This window comes from Eubacterium sp. AF19-12LB (assembly GCF_003479125.1).
Classification (GTDB): domain Bacteria; phylum Bacillota; class Clostridia; order Lachnospirales; family Lachnospiraceae; genus Eubacterium_U; species Eubacterium_U album.
In genome coordinates this window covers 271318-287244 of record NZ_QUGP01000004.1, presented here as the reverse complement: position 1 = coordinate 287244, position 15927 = coordinate 271318, and the positions used below count along the sequence as shown (strand labels likewise).

Below are 15927 nucleotides of genomic sequence, written 5' to 3'. Positions count from 1 at the left end.
TCTATATTGCAGGAACTATTTCTACGGATATCTGGTCGAATTTGTTTTCCAAATCTTTAGTAATATGTTCCTGTATTGTTTTAAATTCTTTAATTTTTAAAGTATCAGATTTGCTTTTAACATATACTTCAATCCATGTTTTTCTTCCGGTTTGTGTTACATCAAGAAAATCTAAACTATAATCATAATTTTGAATATCTTCTTTAACAACATCTCTTATTTCATCCATGACTTCCTTATCAGGGGAAAATAATACAAGTTCCTTTAATGTCTTTATAATTTGAACTACGGGTTCTTTTACAAGGAATAAAGAAACTAAGATAGCTACAGTAGAATCGATGTAAGGAATAATAAATTTCAAAGTTGTGTTAGTAAGGAAAATCTGTAACAAAAATGCAACGGAAATTCCAAGAGTGCTTACAATATCTACTTTCCATAAATATAATTCAGACTGAATCATCATAGAAGAATAACTTCTGCTTAAGTGCTTTAATACCAAAAAAGTAAGCATACAGAAAAAACAAAGTGAAGATTCGTATGCTAAAACGCTGATAGCATTTACAGTATGACCACCATTAAGTAAAACTTTTACATTTGATGTAATCATATTAATAACTACTGCTAATAAAATTAAATATTTTATAAGAACAAGTAAAGATTCAATTTGAGAAAAACCATAAGGTTTCTTTTCAGATACCGGTTTATACAAAAATGGAACAAGTATAAACATTGGAAGTAAGAGTAACAAATCGAATAAGTCAAATATTCCATCGGCAATTACTGTTTTTGAACCAAGGAAAAATGCTGCAATTACTTCGACTACTGTAAAAATAATTGTTCCGGTAAGTGATAATAGTAAAATTTTGTTTTCCGTTTTATATTTTTTATCGTCCATGATAAATTGAAAAAATCCTTTCTAGTGATATGAATTGTGCCCAATTCTTATTAAAAAGTTCATAATTATGATAAAGTCTGGTATAATACTAGTGTCAATAGTATAAATAATAAAAAAAATACGGTAAAATAAACTACATTTCAAAATAAATAGAACAAAACATTAGTATAGTACAAGAGTAAAGAAGAGGAAAAGATGAAACGTAAAAAAACATTTAATATAGGAGAAGTGTCAAGGCTTTTTAATATTAGTGTAGATTCAATTCGTTATTATGAGAAAATAGGAATATTAGAGCCGACACGCAATGAGGGAAATAATTACAGAGTATATACTTTATCGGATATCAGACAACTTACAATGATAAGAGAATTGTTAGGACTTAATTTCTCGACTGAAAGAATTAAGGAATTTGACCGAAACCAAAATGTGGAAACTACAAAAATGCTTCTTTCAGAAGAACTTAATATAGTAAATAAAAATATAGTAGAATTATTTGAAAAGAAGGTAAGTATAGAAGCAAGAATAAAATCATTAGAAGAAAACATTAATCATACGGATTTGGGAAACATAAGGATAAAAGAGTTTGATGAAAGACAGTGTGTAATGATAAGTGAGTCGAATCTTGATGATGATGACGTAGATTATTATCTTGTAAAATATATGCAGTCCCATAAAAATAAAGTTGATACAATAGGAGCATGCGACTGTTATGTGTTGGATATATCAAAAATAAGTGAAGATGGAAATTCATTTGTAACAAAAGGTGTATTTTTCTATTCAGATACATTATTATATAATAGTAATTATTCTTTACCGGCAGGAAAATATTTATCGATATTTTATAAAGGGCCATCTACTAGAACGAAAGTGGCGGTAGACAGATTGATAGCTTACGCAAATGAGCATCATTTGAAAATTACAGGTGACCCGATAGAATTTTGCCATATTGATGATTATGAAACGTCGGTAGATGAAGAATGTTTAACAGAAATTCAAATTCCGGTTAAATAGTTTTAAAATACGAGGAAAGAAAAATGAAAAGAAAAAATAAACACGAAGAAGAAAAAAGTACAAAAAAAAGCGGGACTTGCAAAAACATATTTGGGTGCTAAATGTGTAAAGATTGTGGCAATAATTGTGATTATAGCGATTGTTATAAGTGGAGTTGCAATCGGAACAAAGACATTTTAGATAAGGCAACTAAAAATGCACAAAAAATTGTAAAAGCTTTTTTTGAAAAAATTATGATTTAGATGAATACACAGTGAAGTTTAAATAATTTACATATGAAAGGTTTGAAAATAATGCAAAGGGAAAGCATGGATTCTAAAAGAAACAAATCAAAAGTTATTATAAGATATTATTATGACAGGGTATCCAGAGATGTAGGAAACTTTCTTAAGTGGATTACACTTGCCGTATTGACAGGGCTTGTTGTTGGTGGCGCTAGTAGTATATTTGCAGGATGTATAAAATGGGTTACTGAGTATAGAAATAATAATATTTGGGTATTTATGCTTTTACCAATTGTTGGTGTGGCAATAGTATTTATGTATCAGATAATCGATCCTCATGATGGTGGGACAAATCAGGTTTTATCTACTATAAGGTCAAGGGGAGATGTCCCACTAAAGGCTGCACCACTTATATTTGTATCAACATTGTTAACTCATCTTACAGGTGGTTCTGCCGGAAGAGAAGGGGCATCTATTCAATTTGGTGGAAGTATCGGAAACTGGCTTGGCAAATTAGTAAAACTTGATGAATTTGATCATCATGTAATGATTATGTGTGGTATGAGTGCCGCATTCGCAGCAGTATTTGGAACACCGATGGCTGCGGCAGTATTTGCGATGGAAGTTGTAAGCGTTGGAGTTATGTATTATGCAGCGATGCTTCCATGTGTAGTTGCATCAATTATTGCGGCAGAGTTTGCTACGGGTATGGGAATAAGTCCGGAAACCTTTAGTGTTACAAGAATACCGGCTTTAACTGTTGAAACTGGCTTTAAAATGGCAATTATATCGGTAGGATGTGCAATGGTCAGTATAATGTTTTGTATTGCACTTAAATTTGTAGCTAAAATTTATGGGAAATACCTTAAAAATTTATATGCAAGAGTTTTTGTGGCAGGCTGTGTAGTTATTGCGATAACAATGATTTTAAATACAAAAGACTACATGGGAGCAGGTAATGAGTTGATAGCAAGAGCAATAGAAACAGGACAGGCAAGACCATTAGACTTTTTATGGAAAATGATTTTGACGGCAGTAACAATGAGAGCAGGCTATCGAGGTGGTGAAATTGTTCCGGCATTTAGTGTGGGTGCAACATTTGGATGTGTGGCAGGACAGCTTTTAGGATTTCAGCCTGAACTTGCAGCAGCAGCAGGCATGGTTGCTTTATTTTGTGGAGTTACCAATTGTCCTATTACATCTATGCTTATATCCTTTGAACTGTTTGGATTTTCAGGTGTGGCATATTACCTGATTGCCATTTCAATAAGTTATTCGTTGTCAGGTTATTATAGTTTATACAAAGATCAGACAATTGTATATTCCAAATATAAGGCAAAATATATTAACAAAAGGACAAGATAAATTAACAAATGCATATACTTTCAATAATTAACTGAGGACTTTATATTGTTAACAAAGGAAAAACAAGGCGATTTCAGTTGAATTTGGAAAGAAAATATGTATAATATTACATTAGGGAACCTGGTTTATTTATAGTAAATGAAATATTTATTGTTTTATAAGTTAGTAAAAGCTTTTATATAAGGCAATTACAGACGGGTTTTCTGTGATGATGATATAAGAATCTGTATAAAGCAGAGTTTCTTTATATACTATTATGAAAGAAAAGAGGTTTAAATTAAGATGGCAGAAATCAATTTAAGCAAGTATGGTATCACAGGTACAACAGAAATCGTGTACAATCCTTCATATGAATTATTATTTGAAGAAGAAACAAAACCAGAACTTGAAGGTTATGAAAAAGGACAGGAAAGCGAACTTGGTGCTGTTAACGTTATGACTGGTATTTATACAGGACGTTCACCAAAAGATAAATTTATCGTTGAAGATGAAAATTCAAAAGATACAGTATGGTGGACAACAGATGAATACAAGAATGATAACCACAAAGCAAGCAAGGAAGCTTGGGCTGCTGTAAAGGATATTGCTATTAAAGAACTTTCAAACAAGAAGCTTTATGTAGTAGATGCTTTCTGTGGAGCAAACAAAGACACACGTATGGCAATCCGTTTCATCGTTGAAGTTGCTTGGCAGGCTCATTTCGTAACAAATATGTTTATTAAACCAACAGCTGAAGAACTTGAAAACTTCGAACCTGATTTCGTTGTTTACAATGCTTCAAAGGCTAAAGTTGAAAATTATAAAGAATTAGGACTTAACTCAGAAACAGCAGTTGTGTTCAACATCACAAGCCGTGAACAGGTTATCGTTAATACATGGTACGGCGGAGAAATGAAGAAGGGTATGTTCTCAATGATGAACTACTTCCTTCCACTTAAGGGAATTGCATCAATGCACTGCTCAGCTAATACTGATTTAAACGGTGAAAACACAGCAATCTTCTTCGGTCTTTCAGGAACAGGTAAGACAACACTTTCAACAGATCCTAAGCGTTTACTTATCGGTGATGATGAACATGGTTGGGATGACAACGGCGTATTCAACTTTGAAGGTGGATGCTACGCTAAGGTTATCAACTTAGATAAAGAATCAGAACCAGATATCTACAATGCAATCAGACGTGACGCTCTTCTTGAGAACGTAACACTTGATGCTGAAGGAAAGATTGATTTTGCAGATAAGAGTGTAACAGAAAATACTCGTGTATCTTACCCAATCAATCATATCAAAAACATTGTAAGACCTATTTCATCTGCACCAGCAGCTAAGAACGTTATCTTCTTATCAGCAGATGCATTTGGAGTATTACCACCAGTATCAATCCTTACAGAAGCTCAGACACAGTACTACTTCTTATCAGGATTTACAGCAAAACTTGCTGGTACAGAACGTGGAATTACAGAACCTACACCAACATTCTCAGCATGTTTCGGACAGGCTTTCTTAGAGCTTCATCCAACAAAATACGCTGAAGAATTAGTTAAGAAGATGGAAAAGAATGGAGCTAAGGCTTACTTAGTTAACACAGGATGGAATGGTACAGGAAAGCGTATCTCAATTAAGGATACACGTGGTATCATCGATGCTATCTTAAATGGTGACATCTTAAATGCACCAACAAAGAAGATTCCATTCTTCAACTTTGAAGTTCCAACAGAACTTACAGGTGTTGATACAGCAATCCTTGATCCTAGAGATACTTACGCTGATGCTTCAGAATGGGAAGTTAAGGCTAAGGACTTAGCAGAAAGATTCATCAAGAACTTTGCTAAGTATGAAGGAAATGAAGCTGGTAAGGCTTTAGTTTCAGCAGGACCACAGATTTAATATTTAATTTATTAGAATGTAATGCGAAAGCATAAATTAATATAAGAATGTTTTATATTCAAAGAAAGCCAGGTGCTTATTGCACCTGGTTTTTATTGTATAGGGCAAGACCATGTTTACAAAGGCGAGTTTTTTTTGAAGAAAAAACGAGGCTTTAATTTTTTGACCATAATCCTTTAATATGGTATTATATAAAAGATTGAATTTAATAATGTAATTGATTAAAGTGATTTTTATGGTTTATAAATAAATTGATTATATCTATAGAAAATAACAAGTGAAATTAAAAAATATACTTAAAGAACAATTACATATAAAATTCTTTGATACTAAGGAAAGAGGATTAAGTAAATGCTAGCACTAATTAAAGAAATTAACAGCGCAGTTAATAACTTTATATGGGGTGTTCCTGCAATGACTTGCATTATAGGCGTAGGTCTTGTATTAAGTATTAGAACGGGATTTCTGCAAATAAGGAAGTTTCCATATGCAATGAAAGTTACGATTGGCCGTATGTTTAAAAAGAAAGAAGCGGCAGACGGAGCAATGACACCGTTTCAGGCAGTTTGTACAGCACTGGCTGCAACAGTGGGAACAGGAAATATAGCAGGCGTTGCCGGAGCGATTGCAATAGGTGGACCAGGTGCAGTTTTTTGGATGTGGATTTCAGCAATCTTAGGAATGTGCACAAAATTTTCTGAAGTAACATTAGCAGTTCATTTTAGAGAAAAGAATGAGAAAGGCGAGCTTGTTGGCGGACCAATGTATTATATAAAGAATGGTTTAAAAAAACATTGGCATTGGCTTGCGTACTTGTTCTCTATATTTGGTGTTTTAACTGTATTTGGAACAGGAAATGCAACTCAGGTTAATACAATTACAACTGCCATAGATTCAGCATTATTTAATTATGGAATTATTTCAAAAGATAGTGCATATACAGTAAATCTAATTATAGGAATAATACTTGCAGTATTATTATCGTTAATTTTATTAGGTGGAATAAAGAGAATTGGACAGGTTACAGAAAAACTGGTTCCATTTATGGCGGTAATTTATATTGTATTTGCATTAGGAGTTGTTGCTCTTAATTTTCAGAATATACCACATGTGTTTGCTTCTATTTTTAAAGGGGCATTTTCACCGGCATCAGTTACAGGTGGTGCTGTAGGAAGTTTCTTTATGAGCATGAAAAAAGGTGTATCGAGAGGAATTTTTTCAAATGAAGCAGGACTTGGTACAGGTTCAATAGCACATGCATGTGCAGATACAAGAAAACCTGTTAAGCAGGGATTGTTTGGAATATTTGAAGTATTTGTTGATACAATTGTAATATGTACACTTACAGCACTTGTCATTTTATGTAGTGAAATTCCGGTAAATTATGGAAGTGCCGCAGGAGCAGAGCTTACAATCTTAGGATTTACATCGACATATGGAACTTGGATTTCTATATTTACGGCTGTTGCAATGTGCTGTTTTGCATTTTCAACTATTATCGGATGGGGACTATATGGTTCAAGATGTATAGAATTTTTGTTGGGACCAAAGGTAAACAAGCCATTTATGCTTGTCTATTCATTGGTTGCAATAGTTGGAGCGACAATGGATTTAGGACTTATGTGGAGCATTGCTGAAACATTTAATGGATTAATGGCAATTCCAAACCTTATAGCAGTATTCCTGTTGTCAGGAGTTGTAGTTAAACTTGTAAAAGAATATTTTGCAGATGAAGGAAAAGAATAAGATAGTTATAATATCTGGTAATAGATAGATAAGAAGATGAAGAGACATGTAAAGTGTTTCTTCATTTTCATAAAAATAAAAAGGTTCTAAACCTTACCCCAAAGTAAAGTTTAGAACCTTTTTTTTATGCGAAAATATTTTATCATAGGTAGATTTAAAGTAATACGTAAAAAGTTATACGGTTATATTTTGTAAAATTGAAAACAAAAGAAGGTTAAATTCTTTATAATATCAATAAAATTTTTTGAAAACACCTATAATCTTATTGATTTAGTAGAAAATAAATGATAGTATCGACAATAAATATATATTAATCCTATTCGCGAACTAGGAAAAGGCGGTGCGATTATGGGAAATATAGTAAAGCAATTAACAGAATTGATAGGTAATACGCCATTATTGGAAATTACCAATTACGAGAAAGAAAATGAATTACAAAGCAAGATTATAGGAAAACTTGAATATTTTAATCGACAGAGTGACAAATATGACTTCAGCATGCGGTGTTGTTGAAGAAGTGAACACAGACGAAAGTGCATTATATGAAGGAAGAGTAGACAGAAAAGTTAGAGCAGCAATTAAAGGACAGACTGCCATAACAGTAGAATTTGTAAATGGTGCAAACAGAGCATTTGTGGAAGACATAGAAAAAGCCCTTAATTTATATGGAAGACATACTTATCTGTATGCTCCACAGGCAAATGAAGATGTTTCTACAGTAGTAAAACATTTACACAGTAGTAAAACATTTACACAGAGCGGGTATTGTTGTATTGTTATTGCTGGATGAAAATCAGAAAAATAACATAAAAACTACAGATGTAAATTATATTACTGACTGGGATAAGGAAGGCACAGAAGTAGAACAGGTTGCAGGATTTATCCGTAAACAGTCTGAATATGGAGATGGACACGTACATTTGACATCAAGACAAAGTGTGGAAATCCCATTTATAAAACTTGAAAATATAGAAGAAGTTATTGAAAAATTATTTTAGAGTAAGGAGAATGTGAAAATGTTAGTAACAGTAGCAGGTGAAAAGAAAGAAATTGAACAGGGAACAACAATTGCAAAGTTAATTGAAATTGAAAAAGTTGAAAATCCTGAATATGTAACTGTAACAGTTAATGATGAGTTCTTAAACAGAGTTGATTTTGAAACAACCCAGGTTAAAGAAAATGATACAATCGAATTATTATATTTCATGGGAGGAGGAGCGTTTTAATGGCATTTACGAATGAACAGATGGAGCGCTATTCCAGACACATTATTTTGCAGGAAGTAGGTGTCAAGGGACAGAAAAAACTGTTAAATGGAAAAGTGCTTATTATAGGAACAGGTGGACTTGGATCCCCTGCAGCAATGTATTTGGCAGCAGCCGGAGTAGGAACAATTGGAATAGTTGATGCTGATGAAGTAGATTTGTCAAACCTTCAAAGACAGATTATTCATGGAACAGCTGATGTTGGCAAGGCAAAAGTTAAATCAGCAAAAGAAACCATGAATGCAATGAATCCTGATGTAACAGTTAATACATATCGTGAATTTGTTACATCTGAAAACATAATGGATTTAATTAAAGATTACGATTTTATAATTGATGGAACAGACAACTTCCCGGCAAAGTTTTTAATAAACGATGCCTGTGTAATGGCTAAGAAACCATTTTCACATGCAGGAATTATAAGATTTAAAGGTCAGCTTATGACTTATGTTCCTGGAGAAGGACCATGTTACCGTTGTGTATTTAAAAATCCACCTCCAAAGGATGCAGTTCCAACATGCAAGCAGGCAGGTGTTATTGGAGCAATGGGTGGTGTAATCGGAAGTTTGCAGGCAATGGAAGCAATTAAGTACCTTATAGGAGTAGGCGATTTGCTTACAGGAAAATTGTTAACTTATGATGCATTAAAAATGGAATTCCATACAATAAAACTTCCAAAAGCAGACGGAAGCTGTGCAGTATGTGGAGATCATCCGACAATTACAGAACTTATTGATTACGAACAGTTTGAATGTGACGGAAAGTAGGAAAATATGTTATACATGACAAAAGAAGATTATGAAAAAATCTTAAATTGTTAAAACCTGTGGTTTGATAGTTTAAGTCGTATTAATTGCTACCTTCTTTTAAATATTTAGACAGGCTTACGATAGACATTTTTTGCATATTGAGTTATCTTGAAAAGGAAAATTATCAAATAAGATAAAATTGGTTAAGGTCAACAGATGATTTATAAATATCAGACATTATTTAATCATACTTAACATTAAGATAAGAATTGGAGAATGAAATGTACTGCATTAGTGTTAACCATAAAAATTCAGACGCATTTATAAGAGAAAAATAAGCTTTAAATGAATTAGGAAAAGAAAGAATTTTATGATAAAGTAAGAAAAAACAAAAATATAAGTGGATGTATATGTCTGATGATATGCAATAGAAATGAAATATATTTTGAAGGAAATAAAGCCGCAGTTAGTGAAATTGAAAATATTTATAAAGAGATAAAAAATATAGATATAAATAATTTAAGACAACACTCAATGCGATATGAAAATAAAGCAGCCATTAAACATCTGTATAAAGTGATATGCGGTCTTGACTCTGCAGTTTTAGGTGAAGCCGAAATAATAAGATGACACAGTCAGATATTTTATTTGAAAAATCAAAGAAAAGAATTCCGGGAGGAGTAAATTCACCGGTACGAGCTTATAAATCAGTAGGAAGAAATCCGATTTTTGTTAAAAAGGGAATGGGTTCACAGATAAAAAAGTAGTAGATTATGATACAGCACTTTCTTCTGATACAGAAAAATATGCCGAATACTTTAGATATATGTTAGAGTCAGGAATTAACCTTGCACCGTCTCAATTTGAAGCAATGTTTGTATCAGCAGCTCATACTAAGAAAGATTTAGAGGCAACAGCAAAAGTAATAGAAAATTTTATATAAAAGAAAGGGAGATAGATATGAATAAAAATTTAAAGGATTTAGTAATAATAGGAAGCGGTCCGGCTGGACTTTCAGCAGCAATATATGCTCAAAGAGCTATGCTAGACCAGATTGTTATAGAGAAAGAAATGTTTAGTGGCGGACAGATAATAAACACTGACAGAATTGATAATTATTTAGGATTGTATGGCGAAAACGGCTATGACCTTGCAGTAAAATTTAGAGAACATGCAGATGCTTTAGAAGTTCCATTTGTAGAAGGAAAAGTTGAATCCATTGAAGATAAGTGTGAATATAAAGAAATTCATTTAGAAGATGGAGCGACAGTTGATGCTAAGGCTGTAATTATAGCTACAGGAGCTAAACACAGATTACTGAATGTAAAGGGTGAAAAAGAATTTACGGGTGCAGGTGTGTCATATTGTGCTACATGTGATGGAGCATTCTTTAAAAATAAGACGGTTGCAGTTGTAGGTGGTGGAGATGTAGCTTTGGAAGATGCATTATATCTTTCTAATATTTGTGAAAAAGTATATTTAGTTCATAGAAGAGATGAACTTCGAGGTGCAAAAATACTTCAGAGCAGAATATTTGAAACAAAAAATATAGAATTTAAACCTAGTTATGAAGTAAGTGAAATCTACGGAGAAGATATTGTAACAGGAGCAAAGTTACTTAATAAGAAGACAGGAGAAGAAGAGGAACTTTCTCTTTCAGCTGTATTCATTGCAGTTGGTATGGAACCACAAAGTGAATTTATAAAAGGACTTGTCGATACTGATAAGACAGGTTATATAATTGCTACTGAAGACTGCCGAACAAGTATGGACAAAGTTTATGCAGTTGGTGATATAAGAACAAAAAGTCTTAGACAGGTGGTAACTGCTGTTGCAGATGGAGCAGTTGCAATTACATCAATAGAGCAGGACACAAAGTAGAACTTACTTATTTTATGCAAAAACAAAATAAGTTAAAGCAAGTCTTTAAGAAATAAAGTAAATCCATAATATAATTAAAAAAACTAATTATATACTTGCGTTTATGATTAATAAATGATAGACTTCGCTTCATCAAACAAGGACGTTTGGCATTTATTTGCCACACGTCCTTTTTGCGTTATATATGGCAAAGCCAAATGTAGAAAATTTGGCAAATGTATAATCCCTAAGAAGTAAATTCAAAGAGATATACGTGTAGAAGCCATATTTATAACATATACACTAAAGAGATTGAGAAAAATATGTTAAAAGAGCAGGAGGTATTATTGTATGAACTCAGGAGACACAGGTTTTATGCTGATTTGTGCTGCTTTGGTATTTTTTATGACACCGGGGTTAGCATTTTTTTATGGAGGTCTTGTAAGACGAAAAAATGTAGTTAACACTATGATGGCAATAGTCATGATAATGGGATTGTCAGTTGTTATGTGGGCATTATTGGGGTACTCATTGGCATTTGGTGGAAACCATAGTGGAATAATAGGAGATTTCAGATGGTTTGGTTTAGAAGGAGTAGGCTGGGATATTGGACCTTATTCAGATTCAATTCCTAATTTAGTATTTTGTGCATTTCAGATGATGTTTGCAATTATAACACCGGCACTAATTACAGGATCAGTTGTAGGAAGAATGAAGTTTAAGGCACTCTTTATATTTGTAGCCATTTGGTCAGTAATTGTATATTATCCATTAGCACATATGGTATGGGGTCAGGGAGGACTTTTAGCAGAGTTAGGTTCTGTCGACTTCGCAGGAGGCGACGTTGTACATATAAGTTCAGGAATAACAGCTTTGGTACTCTCTATTATTCTTGGCAAAAGAAAAGGTTATGAAAGAGCAACATACAGAATCCATAATATTCCATTTGTTGTATTAGGAGCTACAATACTTTGGTTTGGCTGGTTTGGATTCAATGCAGGAAGTGCATTAAAAGCTGACGGACTTGCTGCACATGCATTTATGACTTCAGCAATTGCTTCAGCGTCAGCACTGTTATCATGGATGTTTTTAGATGTGGTAAATGACAAAAAAACAACATTGGTAGGTGCGTCAACAGGTTTAGTTATCGGCTTGGTTGCAATTACACCGGGAGCAGGATTTGTTCCAATCTGGTCATCATTTATAATAGGTGCACTCGTAAGTCCGATATGTTATTATGGAGTTATTCTCATTAAGAAAAAATTGAAGATAGATGATGCTTTAGATGCATTTGGATGCCATGGAATCGGTGGTATATGGGGTGGCATTGCAACAGGAATATTTGGAAAAAGCTCAATCAATCCGGTAGCAAAATGGGATGGCTTAATTTATGGCGAATGGAGATTATTTGCAGCCCAGATAGAAGGAATACTTATTACAATAGCAATAGCAGTTGTAGGAACATTAATCTGTGTAGCCATAGTTAGAATATTTACGCCATTAAGAGTAACTGACAGAGAAGAGAAAATAGGACTTGATATATCACAGCACGGAGAAAGTGCATATCCAAGCTTTAATGGTATGGATCAGTAAAAAGCCTTGAATAATTAACTTATTTGTCAAAGTAAAATGATATAAAGAGGATAAAGATTATAAAGTAAATAGTATCAAATTTAATATTTGTTAATTAAAAATTTTTAGATGAGATTAGGAGATGAAAATTCTATGATAATGAAAATAGATGCAATTGTAAGAGAAGAAAAATTTGAAGATGTAAAAAATGCATTAATGGAAATAGAAGTTAACGGACTTACAGTGTCGCAGGTTATGGGCTGCGGATTACAAAGAGGATATAAGGAAATAGTCAGAGGTATGGAAGTAGAACCTCAGATGCAGCCAAAGATTAAATTTGAAATAGTTGTTTCTTCAGAAGAATGGGCCGAAAAAACAATAGAAGCAATTAAAAAAGCCGCTTATACAGGAGAATTTGGTGATGGGAAAATTTTCAGTTATCCTGTAGCAAGTGCAACAAAAATCAGAACAGGCGAAACAGGATATGATGCGGTACAGTGTCAGGAATAAAGAAACAGGATTGTAAGAAATAAAAGACTAAAGGTTTAGATTAAATATAAAGCCACAATTATGAAAAATTGTATCGAAGACAAATAAAATATCATAATTGTGGCTTTTATGTATTTATGTATGAGCGTTAATCCACGCAGCTTTTATTTCAGGTGGCATATCATCAGGAGAAAGATTCTTAAGTCTGTCTTCATTTCCGTCGGCTATAGCTGTATCGTAATACCAGCATTTAAAATTAATCATATCAAGAACCTTCTTTAAATGCTCAATTTCAGCTTCAACAGTCTCCTTCTGTTTTGCAAACATTTCCTTACGCTTTCCATAGGTGGCAGGTCCCTGCTGACACCACATCATAAATTCTTTTATATCTTTAATTTCCATTCCCGTTTTTTTCAAACACTCAATAAGACGTAATGTCTCAACTGTGCCATCATCAAATCTTCTTGCACCGGATTCTGAACGGTTAAGGTTTGGAAATAATCCTTCTCTGTCATAATAATGTAATGTAGAAATAGGAAGATTAAACATTTTAGAAACTTCACCAATATTATAATAATTTGTATCCATAATTAACCACCATAAAATGATTTCCTGTTAAATTCAATTGAAGGAGAACATTTCATTTTCCTTTCTTCGTATTATAAATTTATATATTTAAGTTGTAATACAATAAAATCATTAATCTGACTTCATTATATTATATTTTTCGTAAATTGGTTCATATAAGTTTATGAAAAAATAAATATTGACCTAAAGTTAGGTTTATGGTTTAGAATACACAATATACAGTTATAATTTTATTAATTACGTATTTGAAAAAATGATTAATGGAGGACTTTGAAATGTATTTAGAAAAGATTAACGGACCGGAAGATGTTAAGAAGTTAACAGTTAAGGAGATGACCTCATTAGCAGAGGAAATGAGAGCTGCATTATTAAAAAGAGCCAGCATTCATGGTGGTCATTTTGGACCTAATTTTGGAATGGTAGAAGCAACAATTGCGCTTCATTATGTATTTGACTCACCAAAAGATAAAATAGTTTATGATGTTTCACATCAGACATACCCACATAAAATGCTTACAGGAAGAAAGGATGCATATCTTTATGAAGAACATTATGATGATGTTTCAGGATACAGCAATCCTCATGAAAGTGAGCATGATCATTTTATTATAGGACATACATCAACATCAGTGAGTCTTGCCTGTGGTTTGGCAAAAGCAAGAGATTTAAATGGTGAAAAAGGAAATGTTATTGCTGTAATAGGAGATGGTTCATTAAGTGGTGGTGAAGCATTAGAAGGATTTGATTATGCTGTAGAATTAGAAGGAAATCTTATAATTGTTGTAAATGACAATGATATGTCAATTGCAGAAAATCATGGTGGACTGTATGGCAATTTAAAACTTCTTCGTGAAACAAATGGACAGGCAGAATGCAATTTATTTAAGGCAATGGGACTTGATTATATATATGTAAATGAAGGAAATGATGTAGCAAGTCTTATCGATGCATTTAATAAAGTAAAAGATAGTAGTAAGCCGGTAGTTGTTCATATTAATACATTAAAAGGAAAAGGCTATGCACCTGCTGAACAGCATAAAGAACAGTGGCATTACAGTGGACCGTTTGACATAAAGACAGGAAAGCCATTGTATGGTGAATTTGGTGAAGATTATTCAAGTGTAACTTGTGATTATTTGTTAAAGAAAATGAAAGAAGACAAATCAGTAGTCGCAATTACTTCTGCAACACCAACTGTTATGGGATTTACAGAAGATAAGAGAAAAGAAGCAGGAAAACAATTTGTTGATGTAGGAATTGCAGAGGAGACAGCAGTTGCAATGGCAGCAGGAATTGCATCAAATGGTGGAAAGCCGGTATATGGTGTATATAGCACATTTGTACAAAGAACATATGACCAGTTATCACAGGATTTGTGTATTAATAATGCACCTGCAACAATAGTTACATTCTGGGGAAGTGTATTTGGAATGAATGACGTAACACATTTAGGATTATATGATATTCCAATGATGGCAAATATTCCTAACCTTGTTTACATGGCACCTACGACAAAAGAAGAATATATTGCAATGCTTGATTGGAGTATAGAGCAGAATGAACATCCTGTAGCAATAAGATTGCCGGGTGGAGAAATGATATCTGACGGTAAAGAAGTAACAAAAGATTTCTCTAAATTAAATAAATATGAAGTAACTGAAAAAGGAAGCAAGGTTGCAGTTATTGCTTTAGGAACATTCTATCAGTTAGGAAAAGAAGTTGTAGATGATTTATCTGATAAATTAGATACGCAGGCAACTTTAATTAATCCATATTATATAACAGGAATCGATAGTGAATTACTTGAAGAGTTAAAGAAAGAGCATGATGTTGTAATCACAATAGAGGATGGAATTTTAGACGGAGGATTCGGTGAAAAAATTTCAAGATTCTATGGACCAACAGATATGAAAGTAATAAATTTTGGATTGAAAAAAGAATTCTTAGACAGATATGATGCAAATGAAGTCATTAAAGAAAATCATTTAATAAAAGAACAGATTGTTGAAGATGTGATGGCGTTAATGAAATAAAATAAATGCCGGAAAAATAAAAATATTTTTATAAATCAGCTTAGAAAAAAATCCTATTTTACGGCTTGAAAATGTAAAAAAGAGTTTTATTTGGGTTGACATATAAAATAAAAATTTATAAAATAAAAACATATATTACAAATTATGAGGGTAAACTATTTGAAAAAATAGGGCACAAAGCTATGAGCCTAAAGCAACATTTGCAATGGTCGTCTGGCTGCAATTCTTTTTAAGGAGTTGCAG

Annotated in this window: 14 protein-coding genes, 3 pseudogenes and 1 riboswitch; of the genes and pseudogenes, 15 read left to right on the top strand and 2 right to left on the bottom strand. The window is 32.8% G+C overall.

Going from position 1 to position 15927, the window contains the following annotated elements; all coding sequences use genetic code 11:
• Position 1: 1 nt before the first annotated feature.
• Positions 2-895, bottom strand: coding sequence for a cation diffusion facilitator family transporter (locus DWX29_RS05990; RefSeq protein ID WP_118565401.1), 894 nt, complete (start codon positions 893-895; stop codon positions 2-4).
• Between the two features lie 195 nt (positions 896-1090).
• On the opposite strand from DWX29_RS05990, the gene DWX29_RS05985 reads away from it, so the two are divergent.
• The 14 genes and pseudogenes from DWX29_RS05985 to DWX29_RS05925 all read left to right on the top strand — a co-directional run bounded on the left by DWX29_RS05985 (position 1091) and on the right by DWX29_RS05925 (position 13084).
• Positions 1091-1906: a MerR family transcriptional regulator gene (locus DWX29_RS05985; RefSeq protein ID WP_022089634.1), complete on the top strand. Its 816-nt coding sequence runs from the start codon at positions 1091-1093 to the stop codon at positions 1904-1906.
• 308 nt (positions 1907-2214) lie between these two features.
• Positions 2215-3495 carry a chloride channel protein gene (locus tag DWX29_RS05980; RefSeq protein ID WP_118565400.1) on the top strand — a complete coding sequence of 427 codons (1281 nt, stop codon included), beginning with the start codon at positions 2215-2217 and terminating at the stop codon, positions 3493-3495.
• Between the two features lie 282 nt (positions 3496-3777).
• Entirely contained in the window at positions 3778-5382 is a 1605-nt protein-coding gene (gene pckA / locus DWX29_RS05975; protein WP_118565399.1) for a phosphoenolpyruvate carboxykinase (ATP), read from the top strand.
• A gap of 351 nt (positions 5383-5733) precedes the next feature.
• Positions 5734-7128: a sodium:alanine symporter family protein gene (locus DWX29_RS05970; protein ID WP_022087951.1), complete on the top strand. Its 1395-nt coding sequence runs from the start codon at positions 5734-5736 to the stop codon at positions 7126-7128.
• Between the two features lie 348 nt (positions 7129-7476).
• Positions 7477-7599 (top strand): annotated as a pseudogene (locus DWX29_RS05965) (cysteine synthase A); the annotation flags it as partial.
• Positions 7600-7615: 16 nt separating this feature from the next.
• Positions 7616-7918 (top strand): hypothetical protein, encoded by a 303-nt coding sequence (locus DWX29_RS05960; RefSeq protein WP_118565398.1) that lies wholly within the window; start codon positions 7616-7618, stop codon positions 7916-7918.
• Positions 7919-8024: 106 nt separating this feature from the next.
• Positions 8025-8120: pseudogene (locus DWX29_RS12930) on the top strand (coenzyme F420 hydrogenase); the annotation flags it as partial.
• A gap of 24 nt (positions 8121-8144) precedes the next feature.
• Positions 8145-8354: a sulfur carrier protein ThiS gene (gene thiS, locus DWX29_RS05950; RefSeq protein WP_118565397.1), complete on the top strand. Its 210-nt coding sequence runs from the start codon at positions 8145-8147 to the stop codon at positions 8352-8354.
• Positions 8354-9160, top strand: a complete 807-nt coding sequence (gene thiF / locus DWX29_RS05945) for a thiazole biosynthesis adenylyltransferase ThiF (RefSeq protein ID WP_118565396.1) — start codon at positions 8354-8356, stop codon at positions 9158-9160. The genes thiS and thiF overlap by 1 nt, the downstream gene beginning before the upstream one ends.
• A 354-nt stretch (positions 9161-9514) precedes the next feature.
• Positions 9515-9772, top strand: a pseudogene (locus DWX29_RS05940) (hypothetical protein); the annotation flags it as partial.
• Complete coding sequence (locus tag DWX29_RS12665; protein WP_158574510.1) at positions 9769-9909, top strand: hypothetical protein; 141 nt, start codon at positions 9769-9771, stop codon at positions 9907-9909. The pseudogene DWX29_RS05940 and the gene DWX29_RS12665, both read left to right, overlap by 4 nt.
• Before the next feature lie 193 nt (positions 9910-10102).
• Complete coding sequence (gene trxB, locus DWX29_RS05935; RefSeq protein WP_118565394.1) at positions 10103-11023, top strand: thioredoxin-disulfide reductase; 921 nt, start codon at positions 10103-10105, stop codon at positions 11021-11023.
• 330 nt (positions 11024-11353) lie between these two features.
• Complete coding sequence (locus DWX29_RS05930; protein WP_118565393.1) at positions 11354-12595, top strand: ammonium transporter; 1242 nt, start codon at positions 11354-11356, stop codon at positions 12593-12595.
• A gap of 132 nt (positions 12596-12727) precedes the next feature.
• The gene (locus DWX29_RS05925; protein ID WP_022089664.1) at positions 12728-13084 is read left to right on the top strand and encodes a P-II family nitrogen regulator; all 357 of its coding nucleotides are present in this window, start codon (positions 12728-12730) and stop codon (positions 13082-13084) included.
• A 114-nt stretch (positions 13085-13198) separates the two neighbouring features.
• Here the strand turns inward: DWX29_RS05925 and DWX29_RS05920 are convergent, their stop codons facing one another.
• On the bottom strand, positions 13199-13651 hold the full coding sequence (locus DWX29_RS05920; RefSeq protein ID WP_022089665.1) for a MerR family transcriptional regulator: 453 nt from the start codon (positions 13649-13651) through the stop codon (positions 13199-13201).
• Between the two features lie 275 nt (positions 13652-13926).
• Here DWX29_RS05920 and DWX29_RS05915 point away from each other — a divergent pair, with 275 nt between their 5' ends.
• The gene (locus DWX29_RS05915) at positions 13927-15684 is read left to right on the top strand and encodes a 1-deoxy-D-xylulose-5-phosphate synthase (RefSeq protein WP_118565392.1); all 1758 of its coding nucleotides are present in this window, start codon (positions 13927-13929) and stop codon (positions 15682-15684) included.
• Positions 15685-15823: 139 nt separating this feature from the next.
• Positions 15824-15909, top strand: a riboswitch (cyclic di-GMP riboswitch).
• Positions 15910-15927: the final 18 nt, after the last annotated feature.

Bases quoted from the DNA above. Each gene is read 5' to 3' on its own strand.
- DWX29_RS05985 (WP_022089634.1), top strand. From the start codon at position 1,091: ATGAAACGTAAAAAAACATTTAATATAGGAGAAGTGTCAAGGCTTTTT.
- DWX29_RS05960 (WP_118565398.1), top strand. From the start codon at position 7,616: ATGACTTCAGCATGCGGTGTTGTTGAAGAAGTGAACACAGACGAAAGT.
- DWX29_RS05970 (WP_022087951.1), top strand. From the start codon at position 5,734: ATGCTAGCACTAATTAAAGAAATTAACAGCGCAGTTAATAACTTTATA.
- thiS (WP_118565397.1), top strand. From the start codon at position 8,145: ATGTTAGTAACAGTAGCAGGTGAAAAGAAAGAAATTGAACAGGGAACA.
- DWX29_RS05930 (WP_118565393.1), top strand. From the start codon at position 11,354: ATGAACTCAGGAGACACAGGTTTTATGCTGATTTGTGCTGCTTTGGTA.
- DWX29_RS05980 (WP_118565400.1), top strand. From the start codon at position 2,215: ATGGATTCTAAAAGAAACAAATCAAAAGTTATTATAAGATATTATTAT.
- DWX29_RS05915 (WP_118565392.1), top strand. From the start codon at position 13,927: ATGTATTTAGAAAAGATTAACGGACCGGAAGATGTTAAGAAGTTAACA.
- DWX29_RS05920 (WP_022089665.1), bottom strand. From the start codon at position 13,651: ATGGATACAAATTATTATAATATTGGTGAAGTTTCTAAAATGTTTAAT.
- DWX29_RS05925 (WP_022089664.1), top strand. From the start codon at position 12,728: ATGATAATGAAAATAGATGCAATTGTAAGAGAAGAAAAATTTGAAGAT.
- DWX29_RS12665 (WP_158574510.1), top strand. From the start codon at position 9,769: ATGACACAGTCAGATATTTTATTTGAAAAATCAAAGAAAAGAATTCCG.
- trxB (WP_118565394.1), top strand. From the start codon at position 10,103: ATGAATAAAAATTTAAAGGATTTAGTAATAATAGGAAGCGGTCCGGCT.
- pckA (WP_118565399.1), top strand. From the start codon at position 3,778: ATGGCAGAAATCAATTTAAGCAAGTATGGTATCACAGGTACAACAGAA.
- thiF (WP_118565396.1), top strand. From the start codon at position 8,354: ATGGCATTTACGAATGAACAGATGGAGCGCTATTCCAGACACATTATT.
- DWX29_RS05990 (WP_118565401.1), bottom strand. From the start codon at position 895: ATGGACGATAAAAAATATAAAACGGAAAACAAAATTTTACTATTATCA.